14 protein-coding genes are annotated in these 18643 nt (G+C 40.7%); 10 read left to right on the top strand and 4 right to left on the bottom strand.

Translation table 11 applies throughout. The annotated features are described in order from the left end of the window. Window positions 1-9: 9 nt before the first annotated feature. Window positions 10-1200 carry a DNA glycosylase AlkZ-like family protein gene (locus RWN13_RS14045; protein WP_314064831.1) on the bottom strand — a complete coding sequence of 397 codons (1191 nt, stop codon included), beginning with the start codon at window positions 1198-1200 and terminating at the stop codon, window positions 10-12. 362 nt (window positions 1201-1562) lie between these two features. Between RWN13_RS14045 and RWN13_RS14040 the strand changes: the two genes are divergently transcribed. Further along, window positions 1563-2639, top strand: coding sequence for an ABC transporter substrate-binding protein (locus tag RWN13_RS14040; RefSeq protein ID WP_314064829.1), 1077 nt, complete (start codon window positions 1563-1565; stop codon window positions 2637-2639). A 12-nt stretch (window positions 2640-2651) separates the two neighbouring features. Next, entirely contained in the window at window positions 2652-4241 is a 1590-nt protein-coding gene (locus RWN13_RS14035) for an amidohydrolase family protein (RefSeq protein WP_314064826.1), read from the top strand. Between the two features lie 25 nt (window positions 4242-4266). Here the strand turns inward: RWN13_RS14035 and RWN13_RS14030 are convergent, their stop codons facing one another. Then, a complete protein-coding gene (locus RWN13_RS14030; RefSeq protein ID WP_314064823.1) occupies window positions 4267-4515 on the bottom strand; it encodes a DUF3977 family protein in 249 nt (82 codons plus the stop codon). Between the two features lie 208 nt (window positions 4516-4723). Between RWN13_RS14030 and guaD the strand changes: the two genes are divergently transcribed. From guaD to RWN13_RS14005, 5 genes are all read left to right on the top strand, one after another. After that, window positions 4724-6112 (top strand): guanine deaminase, encoded by a 1389-nt coding sequence (gene guaD, locus RWN13_RS14025; RefSeq protein WP_399553674.1) that lies wholly within the window; start codon window positions 4724-4726, stop codon window positions 6110-6112. Continuing rightward, window positions 6108-7445 (top strand): solute carrier family 23 protein, encoded by a 1338-nt coding sequence (locus RWN13_RS14020; protein WP_314064914.1) that lies wholly within the window; start codon window positions 6108-6110, stop codon window positions 7443-7445. The genes guaD and RWN13_RS14020 overlap by 5 nt, the downstream gene beginning before the upstream one ends. 395 nt (window positions 7446-7840) lie before the next feature. Next, the gene (locus tag RWN13_RS14015) at window positions 7841-8335 is read left to right on the top strand and encodes a Pr6Pr family membrane protein (RefSeq protein ID WP_314064818.1); all 495 of its coding nucleotides are present in this window, start codon (window positions 7841-7843) and stop codon (window positions 8333-8335) included. Between the two features lie 235 nt (window positions 8336-8570). Next, the gene (locus RWN13_RS14010) at window positions 8571-9326 is read left to right on the top strand and encodes an isocitrate lyase/phosphoenolpyruvate mutase family protein (protein ID WP_314064817.1); all 756 of its coding nucleotides are present in this window, start codon (window positions 8571-8573) and stop codon (window positions 9324-9326) included. Continuing rightward, complete coding sequence (locus tag RWN13_RS14005) at window positions 9319-10374, top strand: trifunctional transcriptional activator/DNA repair protein Ada/methylated-DNA--[protein]-cysteine S-methyltransferase (RefSeq protein WP_314064815.1); 1056 nt, start codon at window positions 9319-9321, stop codon at window positions 10372-10374. The genes RWN13_RS14010 and RWN13_RS14005 overlap by 8 nt, the downstream gene beginning before the upstream one ends. Before the next feature lie 36 nt (window positions 10375-10410). Here the strand turns inward: RWN13_RS14005 and RWN13_RS14000 are convergent, their stop codons facing one another. Beyond that, entirely contained in the window at window positions 10411-11115 is a 705-nt protein-coding gene (locus RWN13_RS14000; RefSeq protein WP_314064813.1) for a TIGR00266 family protein, read from the bottom strand. Between the two features lie 345 nt (window positions 11116-11460). On the opposite strand from RWN13_RS14000, the gene RWN13_RS13995 reads away from it, so the two are divergent. Both RWN13_RS13995 and RWN13_RS13990 read left to right on the top strand, forming a co-directional pair. Further along, window positions 11461-12342: a radical SAM protein gene (locus RWN13_RS13995; RefSeq protein WP_314064811.1), complete on the top strand. Its 882-nt coding sequence runs from the start codon at window positions 11461-11463 to the stop codon at window positions 12340-12342. A 265-nt stretch (window positions 12343-12607) separates the two neighbouring features. Beyond that, window positions 12608-15229, top strand: coding sequence for an HAD-IC family P-type ATPase (locus RWN13_RS13990; RefSeq protein WP_314064809.1), 2622 nt, complete (start codon window positions 12608-12610; stop codon window positions 15227-15229). A 48-nt stretch (window positions 15230-15277) separates the two neighbouring features. On the opposite strand, the gene RWN13_RS13985 is transcribed toward RWN13_RS13990, so the two are convergent. After that, window positions 15278-16735, bottom strand: coding sequence for a helix-turn-helix domain-containing protein (locus tag RWN13_RS13985; RefSeq protein WP_314064807.1), 1458 nt, complete (start codon window positions 16733-16735; stop codon window positions 15278-15280). A 377-nt stretch (window positions 16736-17112) separates the two neighbouring features. On the opposite strand from RWN13_RS13985, the gene RWN13_RS13980 reads away from it, so the two are divergent. After that, the gene (locus RWN13_RS13980; RefSeq protein WP_314064803.1) at window positions 17113-18624 is read left to right on the top strand and encodes a flavocytochrome c; all 1512 of its coding nucleotides are present in this window, start codon (window positions 17113-17115) and stop codon (window positions 18622-18624) included. Window positions 18625-18643: the final 19 nt, after the last annotated feature.

Here is an 18643-nt window from a genome sequence, read left to right as displayed (position 1 = left end):
GTTTTTCAATTAATTGGTAGAAGGGAGTGTCTCCCATGTTAAACAGTCATTGAAGAGAGCCATTTGTTTCAGAGCGGCATTGGTCTTGTTTTCGATTGTTTTGGTTAGTTTTTCTTTGTCTTCCAACCAGTAATTAGCCAGTTCCAAATGTTGGGCTTGGCGGTTGACTTTTAGCTCAATCCGACCGATGAAGCGATTACCGTAAAGAATGGGCAAAACGTAATGACCGAATTGTCGTTGTTCAACAGGGGTATAAATCTCCCATTTATAGTCGAAATCGAATAAAGCACTGATTAATTTGCGATCCCAGATTAAGGCATCTAAGGGAGCGATAAACTCCAGTCTAGGGGTGAAACGCTCAGTTGTTAGGACCGTTTCAAGGAAGTGTTGATCTTTTTTTAATAAATAAAGGGGGGCAGTAAGTCCTTCAATAATCAGTTCGATTAAGGCGTTTTGTTTCAGTAGTTCGTCGAAGCTTTTTTGGCGATCAGCTGCTTTAAATCCAATGCCTAGCCAGGCATCTGAGGCTTTGTTCCAGAGAAATCCCACATTAGAAATTCGTCGTTGTACCATCCAGGTGTAAAAGGCTTGCTGGGATGGGAAAGGATTTTGATTACGAGTCAGTTTAGGATCACTCATCACTAGTTCCGGTAAAGTGTAGAATTTACGCGTTTTATCTTTATGGTGAATCAGCAATTCACCGCTGTGATAAAGATATTCCAAGGCAGCTCGCGATAATTTATTTTGTCCCCAATCCCAGTCAACTTTTTGATTCATATCAAAATCATTAGCGGAAACGAATTGTTTTTCCCAGATGGTAGAGGTGATAAGAGGCCGAATCATCTCAATATTCGCCACTTTTCGTTGTTGTTCCTGGTGCTTTTTTTTACTGTAGTAAAATTGTTGGAAATCTTCAATCGGAAATATCCCCAGATTTTTATCAAAATAATCGATCAATTGCCGATCGGAATAGAGCAGTTCTTCCAAATACGATTTACGATAGCTTTTTACTCGAGAGAGCAAGGTGACATCTGCTGTTCGTCCGCAGATATCTATTGGATCAAATTGTAAAGAACCAATCTCACGGATATAATCCAGGGTTCCTGTTTTCCCCTGATACTGCTTTGCACCAAGTAAACCTTGACGCAGAAGTAATAAGTTACGTGCCTGTTGATTTGTGAGATAATAAGAGTCTATCATGGTCTGCTCCTCCTTGAGGCAATCTGCCCTGATGGGCTTTAGTTAATTGTACAGGGAACGAGCGTTCGTGTAAAGGGGAACAGCCTAAATGATTAATTGTTGACCGTTGGCAAAGTATTAAAAATTTAACGTTTTTTAAGCAGAGCTATTGCATTTTTGCTTAAAACTTATTAAGATGACATGTATTGCTTTTTTAGCAGGCGATTCTAGTGACAGGTCGTATAATAATCCGAACTTCTCGTTCCACTGATCGATCGGCATAATCAAGAGAACGAGTGAGACGTTTAGCTTCTTTTCACTTAGAAGCTTAAGGGATAGTCGTGATTATTTAACAGAAACTATATGGATAAAGGGGAACGACAGTGAAGCAATTATCGATATTTTTAGGCAGTATCAGTGTGATTATTTTACTTTTATTTAGTGGTAACCAGTTATTAAATGCAGCGACACCGCAGTCCAATGATCCGAAAACGAAATTGGTGATGTTTAATTGGGGAGATTACATTGACCCTGAACTTATCAAAGAATTTGAAGAAGAGACGGGATACCGTGTTATTTATGAAACCTTTGATTCTAATGAGGCCATGGAAGCTAAGTTGAAACAAGGGGGAACCCAATACGATATAACCGTTCCCAGTGAATTTATGGTGGAGAAGTTAGCTAAAGAAAAGTTATTACTGCCATTGGATCACAGTAAAATAAAGGGCATGGCGTCCCTTTCATCTTATTTATTAGATGGCGAGTTCGACCCTAAAAACCGCTACTCAATTCCTTATTTTTGGGGAAGTTTTGGGATTTTATATAATTCAAAAGAAATTGATGGCTCGAAAATTAATAGCTGGGAAGATTTGTGGAGCCCGGAATTTAAGAATCAATTAATCTTGTCAGATGGTGCCAGGGAAACCTTTGGAATCGCCTTACAAACCCTGGGGTACTCAAGTAATACAACGAATGAGGGTGAGCTACAAGAGGCGTATGAAAAATTAGTACAACTATTACCAAATGTTAAAGCGATTTTGACCGATGAAATTAAGACCTATATGAAAATTAATGAGGCTAATCTGGCCGTTGCGTACTCAGGCGACGCAGGTGCCGTAATGGCGGAAAATCAGGATGTCAGGTATGTGATTCCTGAAAATCAGAGTAATATTTGGACGGACAATTTAGTTATACCTAAAAGTAGCCGTAACCCAAAAGCTGCCTATGCCTTCATTAATTTTATGTTGGAACCGGGCCATGCAGCTCGCAATTCCTTGTATGTGGGATATGCGACACCCAATGAAGCCGGTCGCAAGCAGTTGCCGAAAGAGTTAACGGAGGATCAGGGAATGTATCTGCCAATTGAGCAAATTAGCAAAATGGAGCATTACAATTTACTGGATCAAGTGACGTTAGAACGATATAATGAGTTATTTTTAAATTTGAAAATGGCCCAGTAGGAGAGTGACAATATGTTTGTGAAAAGTGATTATATTTACGATGCCATCAGTGGTCAAACCTTTGCTGGTTATCTGGAAATTGAAGAGCAACGAATTAAAGCAATTTTGACAGAAGAGCAAGGTCAACCATCAATCGGTGAAGGGGCTGTGTTACTTGATTATAGTCAACAAATGGTCGTTCCTGGGTTTATTGATGCGCATACTCATTTTTTTCTATCGGCCCTCATTCATCAGCAAAAAATTCATCCGTTGATCACGCGTTCAGAAGAGACCTACGCTCGTGAAGCCAGTCGTTTTAAGCCGTATAAGGGGTGGACGGTGGCTATTGGCTGGTACAGCAGTGACTGGGAAGAAGATCACTTGCCGACCAAAGAGTCCTTGGATCGGTATTTTGGCGAAGAACCTTGTGGCATGATCTCTGGTGATGCCCATACGCTATGGCTTAATTCTGCAGCAATGATTTCTTTGGGCATTACACCTGAATCAATCCCACGTGAGATCGGTGGCGAGGTGGTCATTGAAGATGGACAGTGCACAGGCGTTTTCTTTGAAGCGATTGCCATCTACTATTTAGGCAAAATTTTAGCGCCTTATCGGGAGAACAGTGTGGCGGATTATCGTGAGTATATGAGTTATTTAAATCAGTTTGGCATTACAAGTTGTACCGATATCGCTTTAACAGGTGATAAAGGGGATGATTTAATCTACCCAGCTGTTTATCAAGAATTATTAGCAGAGACACCGACCATGAGAATTAGTCTGTATCCTGCCATGCGGGAAGATACAGAGCGGATTTTAACAATGAAAAAGGAATTAACGGGAGATTATCTGACCTTAGGCGGGGTTAAGCAGTTTTTTGATGGGGTTACAAGCACTCGAACGGCTTTAATGATGGAAGAGTATCCCGAGCCGAACTACCCTGGGGAAAGCGGTCAGACATTGATTCCCTTGGATCAAATGAGAGCTTTTATTCTAGAGGCAAATCGCTTGGATTTACCTATGCGAATTCATGTAGTAGGGGATCGAGCCACTCATTTAGCTTTGGATTATTACGCTGAAAGTTATGAACGCCATCCTATGTCGGAAGGGAAATACAACACATTGGAACATTTGGAGTGTGTCCATCCCACAGATTTCCAGCGTGTCGGCCAACCTCAACTGGTATTATCTGTCCAACCCAGTCATCTATTAGTTGGGTACGAAAGTTTAGTGGATGAAGTTGGGCCAGAACGATTGCCCTTTATGTTTGCCTTCAACACATTTATTGAGAACCATGCTATTTTAGGATTTGGTACCGATACGCCTGTCGTTTTGGATGTGACGCCGCTTGACAGTATTTTTTATGCCGTCTTTCGTCAAGGTCAGGATGGTTTGCCTGTGGCGGGTATTAATCCTCAGGAGGGGATCACGATTGCTCAAGCTTTAACGGCTCATACCTTTGGGGCAGCTAAGGCCATGAGTCGCAAAGATATTGGTCATTTAAGTGTGGGGACTCTAGCCGATTTTGTTGTCTTAGATCATAATATTTTATTTGATGACCCAGACGCGTTGGCAAAAACAAAGGTAGTTGCTACTTATGTCGGTGGCCAACACGTCTGTTAAAAAGAAGGACAATTAGTTATCACCGCTAATTGTCCTTCTTTAGTTTGGATTGGATGCCGAAAATGAATTTAAAGGTGTTGTGTTTTTTTTTGGTTTGTTTGAAACCTTCATTCGTACTTATAATAAAAACGCTCTTGCCGATCCAGAGGCGGAAATAGTAGCCCACTGGAATGAGGGGACCAACGATACCTTGACATTCATATTCCTTGTCAGCTTCTTCAAATTCTGTCCTCACCAACCACGTGTTACCGATACCAAATTCGATGTATTTCAAGTTAATGTCCTTTCATACGTCATATGACTTAAATACATGTTATCACAAAATTGTTGCCAATCATATTTCTTTTCTGGGGATTATGCAAAACACGAACTATATAGATGTTATGTAGATGTTTTTACGTCATTGCTATTGATTTCCACCTTTCTTTTGTCGTATAATGAGCTCTACTAATCATAACTCGAACAACAAAGGAGCCGTTAAGTTGACTTACTCACTAATAATTAAAGGAACTGGTTTTACTAGTCGTGACAGACAAAAAGTTGATGTTTTAAAGGATGCACTTTTTTTGATTGATGATCATGGTGTGATTGCGGAGGTCATCGAAAGGAAGGAGTCATCTTATGACTCGATTTTAGCAAAATACGAACAATCGGAATATTTTATAGCTTTAGGTGAAAATGAGTATCTGCTACCAGGAATGGTTGATTTGCATATCCACGCCCCTCAGTGGGCGCAGTCTGGGACCGCATTAGATATTCCGCTGGCGGATTGGCTGCATACGTATACGTTCCCTTTAGAAGCTAAGTACAGCAATTTAGCGTTTGCGGATCAGGTTTATTCTGATTTAGTGGCGCAACTTTTAGGGGCTGGTACAACCACAGGCTTATATTTTGCGACGGTTCATCAAGAAGCCAGTTTTCGTTTGGCCGAAATTTGTGCTGCTAAGGGGCAGCGTGGTTTAGTTGGAAAAGTCGTCATGGACGATCCAGAGCAAAATCCTGAGTATTACCGAGATGGGTCAACAGAGGAGGCGCTAAATGCGACCGAGGCGTTTATTCAACGGGTCCAGCGCTTAAATGAAACTACTAAACAAGGGGTGTACCCAGTAGTCACACCACGTTTCATTCCAAGTTGTACGGATCAGGCCCTAGACGGACTTGGAAAATTGGCTGCTAAATACGATGTTCATATCCAGTCACATTGCAGCGAAAGTGATTGGGAGCATGGATATGTTCGAGAGCGTTTTGGGAAAAATGATGCCTTTGCTTTAAATGACTTTGGGTTGTTGGCGGATAAATCAGTGATGGCACACTGCAACCATTTAACAACAGAAGATGCTCGACTTTTTGCGGAAACAGGAACTGCCATTGCACATTGCCCCATTTCCAATGCTTATTTTGCTAACGGTGTGCTTCCTTTGAAAGAATACGCTGAGGACTTTCAGTTGGAAATAGGCTTGGGAACAGATATAAGTGGAGGTTTTTCAAAGAGTATCTTTGATAACATCAAACAAGCGGTTATGTCATCACGTTTATTGGAAGATGGAGTAAATACTCGTTTATCTAGTACTGAGCGGGGGGTGCCTAAATCAAGCGTGACACTAAATGAAGCTTTTTACCATGCGACTGCGGGTGGTGGTCAAGCTCTTTCCTTGCCGATTGGTAAACTGGCAAAAGGTTATGCCTGGGATGCCTTAGTTATTAAAGCAGATGTCCCAGAAGCAAGGTTGCCGATTTTTGATCAAGACGAAGCGTTAACCGATGTTTTCCAAAAACTAATCTATATGAGTCAAGCAGCAAACATTCGAAATGTCTGGGTACAAGGTCAACTTGTGCACACCAAAGGAGCGACTAATGGAAACCACAATTAGAGAAGAGCAAACAATAAATGCCCGCTTAACCGTTGGGCCAAATGAACCAGTTTCAACACCACAGGCAATTTTATTGGGCATTCAGCATGTGTTGGCCATGGATGTCTATGTTGTGCCATTTATAATTGCCTCGATTATTGGGTTGAGCGCTAAAGACACCTCAGCCTTAATTCAGGCTACTTTTTTATCAGCGGGAATTGCCACGATTATTCAATCTTACTTTTGCATGAAATTGCCTGTGGCTCAAGGACCTTCCTTTATTCCTATTGGTGCAGTTGCAGGAATTTATTTTGCAAATGGTAGTGGTACAGCAGGCTGGTCCAGTGTTTTAGGGGCATCTTTAGTGGGGGCGATTGCGATTACCTTATTGGGTTTTACTGGCGTCTTTAATAAAATGATTCGACAATTTGTGCCGCCAATTGTCGGCGGAACTATCATTTTAATCGTTGGCTTATCTCTGATGCCAGTTGCCTTAAATGATAATATTTTTAATGGGGCTGGTGGCTCGATTAATCAAAATTTACTATTGGCAACTTTAGCCGCAGTTGTTTTGGTAGTTTGTTCATTGGCGGCCTCGATTTTTCCAAAACAGGGGCGTATGATTAAAATCGCTTCAGTTATTCTAGCTTTAATCATTGGCTCAGTAACAGCTAGTTTTATGGGGCTATTGGATTTATCTGCTGTTGGCGATGCTAGCTGGTTTTCGATGATTCATTTGCCCTTTAAGGATTTTGGTTTTAGTTTCAATCCTTCGGCGATCTTTACGATGATAATCATTTACATCGTGTTAATGGCAGAAACTACGGGAACATGGTTCGCTGTGAGCAATGTCTGTGATGAAGAATTGACGGACAAACAATTAAATCGTGGGGTTATCGGTGAAGGGATTGGTTGCTTAGTGGCGAGTCTCCTTGGTTCAACGCCAGTTACTGGCTATTCTACTAATGCAGGAATTATTTCAATTACAGGTGTTGCCAGTCGGAAAGTCTTCGCGGCAGCAGGTGTTTGGTTTATCGTTTTTGGTTTTTCAGGGAAATTGTCGGCGCTGATTTCAGTTATTCCCTCTGCCGTAATCGGAGGTGTTTTTGTAGTTGTTTGTGGTATTATCGCCATTAGCGGTTTCCAAGTCATGAAGGTGATCGAAATCGGAGAGAAAGAAACGTATGTCATAGCTATTCCGATTATTATCACATTGGCTTTGACATTTATTCCAAAGGACTATGTGAGCACATTACCTCAATTTTTACAGTATCTACTAAGTTCACCTGTAGCGACTGCATCGATTGCAGCTATCGCGTTAAATAAAGTTTTGCCAAATGAAAAAAGATCATAAAAATTTAACTCAAGGTGGGACATAAAGTTGTTTGTTTTCTCGTTGGACAACTTGCCACAGATCAACACATGCTCCGAGCACTACGCAAGCTTCGATACCTTAACTCTATCCGACCTTTAATGCTGTAATATATATAGATAAGGGATATCGAAGAGAGCAGACTTTCGGAGCGCGTCTATCGCACCATATTCGTAAAAAGTATCTGCGGCTGGGACAAAATTCCCGGCCTCAGTTTTTTTGAATTAAGTTTTTTAATGGTGTAATTAAAAGGTGGCTTGGCTGAATGCCCATAAAGGACTTAAGAAAGAACAATTAAAGGAGCACGAATAAAAGCAATAATTAAATTATTATGTCGTCTTGTACTAGTGACAGGTTCTGGTTATGGAATGCTGCTGATGTTAGGGTTATTATCTGGCCAGTTTGATAGCTCTCAGCTGATTTTTTATACCATTCAAAGTAATCTTGTGATTCTTATTAGTTACGGCTATTTACTGCTTAAAAGCTTATTGGTGTCCCGTAAGGCTCAGAGGCTAGTAGCAGTTGATTTCAACGCTACGATTATGGGAGCCTTAACCTTGATGAGTTTAGTGACAGGACTGATTTACAACTTTGTCCTTGCGCCACAAATGCCAGTTGATGTGGCTTACTCAGTCAATAATTGGTCCAACTTTTTAGCTCATACCTTTACCCCGGTAATGGTATGTATCGACTGGTTAATTTTTGCTGATAAATCAACCTTAACGAAATTATCTTCTGTGACATGGCTGATTATTCCGCTGGCATACTGGCTCTTTTCAATTGTGAGAGCTCCCATTGGCGGTGCTATTCCGCAATTAGGAAATCAGAGCAGATATCCTTATTTCTTTATTAACTCGGATTTGAATGGCTGAAGTCGGGTATTAATGAATGTATTGATTTTAGTGATGGCCTTTATTGTCCTTGGGTATGTTCTTTATGGGATTAGTTTGTTACAGAAAAAGGTGGTAAGGGCTCAGCAAAGTCCTTTATAAATGGTTAGAGGTTCCTTAAGGGGACTTCTTTTTTAGATTGATGTTAATTTATCTGGTTTTTCATGGTCAGTTATTTAGTAAGATAATGATAGATTAATGGAAATGAGGAAATCAAATGATCAATCAATTTAAGCGTTTAAAGGACAGCCACTTTCAAGTAGAACCTTTCTATCTAACCAATTGTTGGGATGTGGCTTCAGCCAAACTTATTGAGAAACAAGGAGCGGTAGTTATTGGAACAAGTAGCTATGCTGTTGCTCAAAGTCTGGGGTATAATGACGGGGAAGAGGTGCCATTTAGTTATGTGGTTTGGCTGGCAGAGCGCTTAGTAGGTAATACGACCTTACCTGTTACCCTTGATGCTGAGGGGCTTTATAGCAGTGGATTAAAAGAACTTGGCCACCATGCAGAACACCTGATTAGGACGGGAATTAGTGGTCTTAATTTTGAAGATCAGCTACTGAGAGATGGGTCAGGACGTTGGCCAATTCAGGAACAGGTTAAACGCATTCGACTTATTAAAGAGGTGGCTAGTCAGCTTGAAGTAGAGATTTTTCTCAATGCTCGTACCGATGTCTTTTTTCAAGGGACAAATCACCAAGGATTAGTAGAAGAAGTCATTGAGCGGGGGCGGGCTTATGCAGAGGCTGGGGCAGACGGTTTTTTTATTCCAGGAACAACAGATGTTGCTATTGTTGAAAGAGTGGTAAATGAGGTCCCTCTCCCGATTAATATAATGGCTGAGGGCAAATCCTCCCGAGAAAAGTGGCATCAGATTGGGGTTAAGCGTATTAGCACAGGCCCTCACACGTATCTAGACCATCAGAACCAGTTAGCTAAAAAATTAAGTGAGGTGATGTCAAATGATTAAAGAACAAAGAGTGATTGATAAATATTATCAAATGTTGATAGAAAAAAACTCTCATTATGAAGGAACTTTTTATGTTGGGGTTAAAACTACCGGTGTATTTTGCCGGCCAACTTGCCCAGCAAAAAAGCCTAAAAAGGAAAACTGTCAATTTTTCGAAACAGCTCAAGAGGCGACTCTATCAGGATTTAGACCCTGTAAAAGGTGTCAGCCTCTCAACACACCTAGTACGTTGTCGCCGGCGGTAAAAAAATTGATTGAAGCCATCGAGGAAAACCCTCAGAGAAAATGGACTGATCGTGATTTTGATCAGTTGTCGATCAGTGCTAATACGGCTCGGCGGCAGTTTAAAACTCATTTTGGTATGACCTTTATTGAATATTCAAGGGCTCGCCGGCTTGGTTTAGCTTTTAATCATATTCGTAATGGTAAAACAATCATTGAGACTCAGTTGGCATCTGGTTTTGATTCAGGTAATGGGTTTCGTGATGCTTTTTCCAGTTTTATGGGAGTAGTGCCGAAAGACAATGCTGCTATCAAGGTGTTGACAATAGCATGGATAGAAACAGTTCTTGGGCCGATGACAGCGATTGCGGATGATCAAGGTCTGTATTTATTAGAGTTTGTTGATCGGCGGGGCTTAGAAAAAGAAATCGACACCTTACGAAAGAAATTGGGTGTGGCACTTGTGCCTGGAACTAACCCAGCGATTAAGCGAATTACTTGGGAGTTGGGTCTTTATTTCAAGGGAGAATTGAAGGAGTTTGAGACTCCAGTTGTGACGACATTCGGCACAACTTATCAACAACGTGTCTGGGCTGAGTTGTGTCGTATTCCGATGGGGCAGACTATCAGTTATAAGGAATTGGCCTTTCGAATGGGTGATCCAAATGCAAGCCGAGCTGTGGCTCGCGCTAATGGAGGCAATCAGTTGTCACTTTTAATTCCGTGTCATCGGGTGATTAATAGTGATGGTCAATTAGGTGGGTATGGCGGTGGTTTAAAGCGGAAGGAATGGTTATTGAAGATGGAGAAGCGAGTTAAAGAATAAAAAACACCTTCTGAGCATGCTCAGAAGGTGTTTTGATTAACTACCGCTTGATGACGGGATGAATTTTGCCAGAGCACCGGCTAACCCTTGTAAGTTACGGGTCTGAATGAGTACTTTACCCCGACCGTGAAACTCGTTGACAAGTCCTTCACCAGTAGTAAAGCCAAAAGTACCAGAAGCAACGCGGATATCATAATCTAGAGAATCTTCCCAAGCGACGACATGTTCATTATCTATAATAAAAGGAATTTGTCCATCAAGGTCCAATTCAACTAGATCACCAAAACTTGTAACTAAAAGAGAGCCACGACCAGCGGTTTCCATGACGAAGAAGCCACCAGTACCGCCAAATAAAGCGCCACTTAATTTTTGTTTTTTCATGTTGTATGTCACGCTGTCGTCACAAGCTAAGAAAACACCTGTATTTAAACGCCAGTGGATATCACCGACTTCCAGTTCGCGAATCGAACCGACAGATGGTGGTGCAATCGCAATTTTAGCCTGATCTTCCAGTCCGCTTGCTTGCGAGATAAAGAAACTTTCGCCACTTGTCATGGAGCGACCCAAGGCACTTAAAACGCCTCCAATGCCAGCTTTTCCATTGCTGTTCATTTTGCCTTCTAGATGAATTTGACCATTGTGATAAACCATGGCACCTCGTTCTAATTTGATTTTTTCACCACGATCCAAGATAATCTCTACCAATGGAAAGGCAGTTCCAGCTGTTAATTCGTATTTCATCCTAACTCCTCGCTTTCTCTTCTCTAAATATTCTGTCAAACAATTGAAATGTATTGTTTCAGCAGTCATCGTCATTAACCAATAATGAGTTTAGTTTATGTTTATAACTGATGAGTATGTCACAGGTATATAGTGATATAATTCAAGACACTTTCAATTTTATGTCTGACTATCTAGTACTGATTTCAGTTTATCAATAGTTATACCGGATTACAATCAGTCTCAGGTATTAATAGTGATAAATGGATTATTTACGTGGGCCTTGGGACTAGTTGTTAGTTCACTAATCTTAGGGATTGACTCTGTCACAGTGGTAGACTTTATAATAGGAATGAGGTGAGTGGGATGGAATATATTGAAGCGAGAACTATTTTAATGAAGACGAAAACAAGGGAGTGGTTTGGGACTGATTATACGATGAATGTGTATAAGGGCTGTCATCATGGTTGTGTTTATTGCGATTCTCGAAGCGAGTGCTACCAAATCGATCAGTTTGATCAAGTTCGAGGGAAGACCTCTGCCAGCCAATTGCTAAATCAAGAACTTCAGAGTAAGCGGCAGAAAGGCGTGGTGGGAGCTGGTTCGATGTCAGATCCCTATAACTATTTTGAACGTCAGGAATTATTGACAAGACAGTCTTTGGAATTGTTTAACCATCATGGTTTTGGTGTCTCTCTGGCAACTAAAAGCGAACTGGTTACGAGAGATATCGACTTGTTTCAAGCCCTGAAAATACATTCTCCTGTGGCTATCAGTTTATCCTTTTGTACGGTTGATGAGCAGTTAGGGCAAAAACTTGAACGTTATGTTAGCCCACCTTCAAAAAGACTGTCAGCTTTGGAAAAATTATCGGCGGCAGGAATCTATACTGGGGTAATGTTGATGCCGGTACTGCCTTATTTGACTGACAGTTGGCCGATAGTTGAATCCGTCATTAAGTCAGCCTACGAAAGAGGAGCTAGATATGTCTATCCACTGTTTGGCATGACGTTACGAGACCGTCAACGTGATTACTATTTTGCATTTTTAAAGAAGTATTATCCCGAAAAATTAAGGTTGTATAAAAAGGTGTATGACAATCAGTATTATTGTCAAAGTCCAAACCATCAGAAATTGGAGCAACGGATGAAGGAATTGTGTGATAAGTTAAACGTGTCAATGACCATGTCTAGCATTATTCGCGACTATCAGGAACCTTATCAGGTGGAACAAGGGCAGTTGTTTTAGGTTAATTATAAAAAAATGAAAAGAGCTATGATGAGCTCTTTTTTATTCTCACGGAATATTCCTGAAAATTTGCAGAGCTCTATGAAAAAGTTGCAACGGAGCAGCGCCCATTTCATCCTATACTAAGTAAGTAATCAACACAAGCTTTGCGAGTTAGCTCTTCAGGAAAAGATAAAAATTGACGTGAACCCCACCTCAACTTTTCTGTTTTTCTATAAGAGCTAAGAAATTTCAAGAAGTGTTTAACTTAGAAGGAGTGGATTCGATGAAATGGTATCAAGTGAAAATTAGTGAAATTTATGAGACGTTAAAAAGTTCGTCAACAGGATTGTCTCAAGAGGATCGGCAACAACGTTTGGCTAAAGACGGTGAAAATAAATTAACAGGCAAGCAAGAGATAAAAGAGTGGCAAAAAATTGCCAAGCATTTTAAGGATTTACTGATGATTATACTGATGATTGCGGGCGTTTTAAAGGCGATAACCGGGGATTATGCGGAGATGATTATCATCTTTGCAGTCGTCATTATCAATGCTTTAATCGGCTATTGGCAGGAGAAGAAGGCAGAAGAGTCACTTAATGGCATCAGTCAATTACTGGGTGCTGAAGCCACGGTTTTATCTGAGGGACAACGATTGACTATTGGATCAGAAGAACTTGTTGTCGGTGATGTGATTGTCTTAAAATCAGGTGATATCGTTCCTGCGGATGCTCGATTAGTCGAGACTCACCAACTGGTGATTGAAGAGGCGATTTTAACGGGCGAGTCGTTGCCAGTTGAGAAGAGTCATCAAGCATTAATCGGTGAGGCAACAACTGGTGACCAGCTAAACATGGCGTTTTCAGGTACTCAAATTCAGTCTGGGACGGGGATTGGCATCGTTGTAGCAACAGGTGATGGGACAGAAATTGGAAAGATTAATGAAGCTCTCCAGGCTGTTCCGAAACAGGAAACACCTTTGCTACGTAAGATGAATACATTAAATAAGCAGATTTTTAAAGGTTTGATGTTTTTAAGTGTTTTCTTACTTTTCTTCACTTCTTTTCGTTACGGAATGGAATTAAATCTGTTAATTTCAGCAGTTATCGCGTTGATTGTAGCCGTTGTACCTGAGGGATTACCAGCTGTACTTTCGATGATCTTGTCAATGGGTGTCAGTCGAATGGCTAAGGAGCAAGCGATTGTCAAAAGCATGCCTGCTGTTGAAACCTTGGGATCCATGACGGTGATTTGTTCTGATAAAACAGGCACCTTGACGAAAAATGAAATGTCAGTGGTATCGGTGGTAACGGCTGATGAGGCGATTGAAGTTAGTCAAAATCGACTTGAGAATCAAGAGCGATTATTGAGTATTATGGAAAATTGTCAGGATACATTGGACGAAGGGCAAGAGCTTGATTCAGTCAAAGGCAATCCGACTGAGACTGCGTTGTTACACTTTTCTAAAACGTATCAAGTGCCACGTCTGGCAACGTTGAATAAGTTTCCCTTTGATTCAAAACATAAATACATGGCAACGATCCATGAGGTTGCTGGCCAGAAGGTTCTATTCGTTAAAGGTGCTCCTGATGTGTTGTTTCAATTTGCAACGAAAGAAGAGCGTACTGAAACAGGGACAACTAGTCAATTCCGCAGTGAGTTTTGGCATGATTCGGCTAGCGACTTAGCCAAGCAAGGGCAGCGAGTATTGGCTTTTGGCTATCGGATCTTAACACCTGATTGTGGCGAACTAACCCATGAAAGTATTGAAAAAGAACTAACTCTAGTGGGGATTGTCGGAATTATTGACCCGCCAAAGGTGTCGGCAATTCAAGCTGTGTCCGAGTGTTTAGCGGCAGGTATCCAAGTTAAGATGATTACTGGTGACCATATCGACACGGCCTCAGCGATTGGTCAACAAATTGGTTTGAAGCATGTTAAAAATGGGCTGGAAGGTTATCAAATAGATGGCATGAGCGATGAGGAGTTGCAGCAACAAGTCAAGACTCACGATATCTTTGCCAGAACGACTCCCGCACATAAACTACGGATTGTGACAGCGCTACAAGCCAATGGTGAAGTGGTTGGTATGACAGGGGATGGTGTAAATGATGCCCCTGCCTTGAAAAAAGCCGACATTGGCGTGGCTATGGGAATTAAAGGAAGTGAAGTAACTAAACAATCAGCTGATATGGTGTTAGCAGATGATAATTTTGCGACAATTTCCAAGGCAGTTAAAGAAGGTCGTCGTGTTTTTGACAACTTAAAAAAGACCATCAATTTCTTCTTACCAACAGCTGTAGCTCAGGGGTTGGTTGTCATTGTGGCACTGCTAACCAATCATCCTTTGCCATTGAGCCCGATTCAAATATTGTGGTTAAATATGGTAACAACTATCACATTGTCATATGCGTTAGGCTTTGAGCCTGCTCATAAAAACACGATGAAGCGTTCTCCACGTAATCCGAAAGAGAATATCTTATCTGCTTACGCAGTATTTAGAATCTTCTATGTGTCACTGATGATTACCGGTCTTGGTTTTGTGCTGATGTACCAGTTTGATTCACCGGCGGTTCAACAAACAATTTTATTACAAAGTATCGCCATCTCTCAAGCTTTTTATATGGTCAATTGCCGTGAGTTATCGGATTTTTCACTAAATAAAGGCATTTTGACCAATCGTTCAATCTGGGTATCTCTTGGAATACTAGCTGTCTTGCAGCTGATTGTGATTTATGTGCCAATGGTTCAACGAGTGATTGGGACAACTGGTTTATCTATGCAACAACATGGGTTAATTTTAGCGATTGGGATAATTATCTTCATTGCAGTTGAACTTGAGAAAGCTACGACGAAATGGATTGTTGGAAAGATTAGTCAATTAAAAGAAGCATCAGATATCGCCTAAAAACAACAGGAATTCCAGATACGAAATGGAATTCCTGTTTTTATGTTGCTATAAACCTGAAAAATATAAATGAGCGAAGTGTTCTTTAATACTGTTAATTTCACTTTTTGTGGGAATGGTCGAAATATAAAAGACCTTATTAATTAAGGCTTGATCAATGGGATGGTTGGTGACAATGATGTCTTCTTCATCTAATTGTTTCCTTAGTAATTCTTCCATTTCTACTGAGGCTAAAGAGATTCGTCCGCCAAATATAGCATTCAATTCATTGGCTAGATAGGACTTCCAGGCAGGTTCACCTTGATAAGTGAAGTAAATATGGCGACGAGCCCGGCTTTCTTGACTAATAGCTTCGGCAAGGAGTAAAACAGCGGAACTAATAAAGTGCTCTGGGTAAACCAACGTCTGATAGAAAGGTGAAGCTGCTAGATGATTTGCCAACAATTGCCAATAGCTAGCATAATTATGTTTGCCGTAATTCAAGACTTCCAGATGGGCCAAAACAAATTTTTCTGACAAGCTAATTGATTCGGTGTATTTTAGAAAGAGTAACAGCAAATTTTTTGAGAAAAAGGTTTGGGTCAATTCCACACGTAATTCAGTGGCTAACTGACCGACGATGACATCACAGGATTGTTGCAACTCTCGGTAATGTTGACGGACAAAGGTTTCTGTTTTAATCGGAGGCACTTCGCTAAAATTCCAGCTTTCAATAAAGCAATAAAAGGCAAAAAAACCTTCTTCGCCGTCCAGATAAATCCCTTCTTGATGATAGAGTTGTGTCAAATAGGGGGAGAAGAGCTGAAACAGCGGGTCATTGATATGGGTATCGTCAATGTCTATTCGACAATTGGCTTTTATCCGAATGGTGTTAATGAAATACCAGCAAATCCCCCAGATACTTTCAACTGAAGGGCCAATTTGATCACGATCTAAAGCTCTCAGAAATTGATGATAAAAACTTTCATGTATGGGATAATCATCAAAAAAGAAATTAGCATGGGTGAAAGGTAGCAGCAAGCGGTGATAAAAGATGCGAATATCTGCCTCCGAGCCAACTAAAGTCACTTGATTTTTGGTTAAGATTTTTAACTGGTAGGGACTAAGTTTCTTATTTAAAAAGGTAATCAGTCGTCGTAAACTCTCAGTCGACGTGCCGAGTTCCGCGGCAAGGGCACTGCTAGCCTGTTTGTGACCACGAAAAAGAAACTTGAGCAGTTGAAAACTGATGGACTGTTCGACTAAATCCTCCCATAAACTTGAAATGGGAACCTCAGCTTGCCGTGATAATTTGATGCCAGAGTTACCTAAGGAGTCAATTTGCCAGCCCTCGGGTAAGGAGTCTCGCAAACTTTGGATGTCCGAGGAAATTGTCCGAGGGGACACCCCGATTTGGTCGGCAATTTCTTTAACCGTTACAATGTCAGAATTGGTTAAAAATTCTAGCAAACTAACTTTGCGGGCAATATCTTTTTCAATAATTAAACTTTGTGCAAATTGATACATATAAGACCTCCTAATAGTGTTAGCCAAAGAGCGGAATAAGAATGGTGTTATGAAAAAATCTGAATCACTATTATATAGTATAGCATCCAATAGGCGGTATCGAAAAGTCTGAACCTCCAAGGTATTAATTAATAAAATTTTCTGAAAGGAACTTAATGGAAGGCGTTTCCTTATGAGAAAGCAATTAATATTGGTAGACATGATTGATGTTTCACAATCTTTTTGTTAAGATGTAATTGTGAAAGAAACAACTAAAGAATTAAGCTTGAGTTGAGCCGGTGGTAAAAATCAAGCTAAGATGTATGGTTGATATGAACTGGTTGATCATTACAATCAATTAAGGGATTAGCAAGCTGTGCAGACTAGGGGGAATTTAGATGAAAAAATTTAGTATTGGGTTAGTTTCATTGTTATCAATCATGATGTTAGCCGGTGGCTGTGGTAAGCCCGATAAAGCTTCGACGGCAACAAAAGAAACGTCTGAGAAAACAGATGCGACATCAGGCGCGTCTGAACAACAAAAAACGTCATTAGATGAATTGAAAGACAGTTATGATGTTGTGATTGTAGGTGCTGGTGGTGGCGGTATGGCAGCAGCAATCGAAGCAAAAGAAAAAGGGATGAATCCTGTTATATTTGAAAAAATGCCAGTCGCAGGTGGTAATACGGTTAAAGCGTCAGCGGGGATGAACGCATCTGAAACGAAGTACCAAAAAGCCGAAGGAATCGAAGATACAAATGATTTGTTTTTTGAAGAAACCCTTAAAGGTGGCAAAGGAACCAACGATCAAGAATTATTGCATTATTTTGTTGATCATTCTTCAGATGCTATTGATTGGTTGGATTCAATGGGAATTGAATTGAGTAATTTGACAACGACTGGTGGAATGAGTGTCAAACGGACGCATCGTCCAGCAGATGGCTCTGCTGTCGGTCAATACTTAGTAGATGGGTTATTACGTAATGTCTACGAACGTGAAATTCCCTTATTCACAGATGCCGATGTGAAAGAAATTGTTGAAACAGATGGTGCTGTGTCGGGAGTTAAAGTGGACTTTAATGGTAAAGATAAAAAAGAAATCAATGCCAAGGCTGTAATTGTCGCTACAGGTGGTTTTGGTGCTAACCTTGATATGGTAACAGATTACAATAAAGATCTTGAAGGTTTTGTCACAACCAATCAAGACGGTAGTCAAGGCGATGGCATTAAAATGATTGAAAAATTAGGTGGGGCAACAGTTGATATGAAGGAGATCCAAATTCATCCAACTGTCGAGCAAGAGACTTCATTCTTAATTACGGAAGCGGTTCGTGGTGAAGGTGCAATTCTAGTGTCACAAGAGGGCAAACGATTTATCAATGAATTGGAAACCCGTGATACAGTGTCTGCTGCTATTATCGGTTTGAAAGAAAAAGCCGCTTATTTAGTCTTTGATGCAGGTGTTAAGGAACGCGTCACAGCAATTGATTTTTATGACAAACAAGGTTTTGTTAAAAAAGGTGACACGATTGCCGCTCTTGCTGAGGAAATTGATGTGGATCCAGCAACGTTAACCAAAACACTTGATACATGGAATACAAGTGTCAAAGACAAAAAAGATAGCGAATTTAATCGTGAAACGGGTATGGACAATGATTTAGCCAAAGGTCCATATTATGCGATAAAAATTGCCCCAGGTATCCATCACACAATGGGGGGCGTGAAGATTAATACTAAAACTGAAGTGTTAAAAGAAGACGGTTCTACGATTAAAGGCTTATATGCAGCGGGTGAAGCTGCTGGTGGTCTTCATGGACAAAATAGAATTGGTGGTAATGCTGTAGCGGATATAATTATTTTTGGTCGACAAGCTGGGGATCAATCAAGTGAGTTCGTTAAAGCTAACTAATAGTAAAGGCAAGTTATCC

Origin of the sequence: uncultured Vagococcus sp., from assembly GCF_963518325.1 — a bacterium.
Classification (GTDB): Bacteria; Bacillota; Bacilli; order Lactobacillales; family Vagococcaceae; genus Vagococcus_D.
This window is presented reverse-complemented; position numbering and strand designations above follow the sequence as displayed.

Excerpts from the sequence above, each read along its gene's own strand:
- RWN13_RS14045 (WP_314064831.1), bottom strand. The coding sequence starts at position 1,200 with ATGATAGACTCTTATTATCTCACAAATCAACAGGCACGTAACTTATTA.
- RWN13_RS14035 (WP_314064826.1), top strand. The coding sequence starts at position 2,652 with ATGTTTGTGAAAAGTGATTATATTTACGATGCCATCAGTGGTCAAACC.
- RWN13_RS14015 (WP_314064818.1), top strand. The coding sequence starts at position 7,841 with ATGTTAGGGTTATTATCTGGCCAGTTTGATAGCTCTCAGCTGATTTTT.
- RWN13_RS14010 (WP_314064817.1), top strand. The coding sequence starts at position 8,571 with ATGATCAATCAATTTAAGCGTTTAAAGGACAGCCACTTTCAAGTAGAA.
- RWN13_RS14005 (WP_314064815.1), top strand. The coding sequence starts at position 9,319 with ATGATTAAAGAACAAAGAGTGATTGATAAATATTATCAAATGTTGATA.
- RWN13_RS14000 (WP_314064813.1), bottom strand. The coding sequence starts at position 11,115 with ATGAAATACGAATTAACAGCTGGAACTGCCTTTCCATTGGTAGAGATT.
- RWN13_RS13995 (WP_314064811.1), top strand. The coding sequence starts at position 11,461 with ATGGAATATATTGAAGCGAGAACTATTTTAATGAAGACGAAAACAAGG.
- RWN13_RS13990 (WP_314064809.1), top strand. The coding sequence starts at position 12,608 with ATGAAATGGTATCAAGTGAAAATTAGTGAAATTTATGAGACGTTAAAA.
- RWN13_RS13985 (WP_314064807.1), bottom strand. The coding sequence starts at position 16,735 with ATGTATCAATTTGCACAAAGTTTAATTATTGAAAAAGATATTGCCCGC.
- RWN13_RS13980 (WP_314064803.1), top strand. The coding sequence starts at position 17,113 with ATGAAAAAATTTAGTATTGGGTTAGTTTCATTGTTATCAATCATGATG.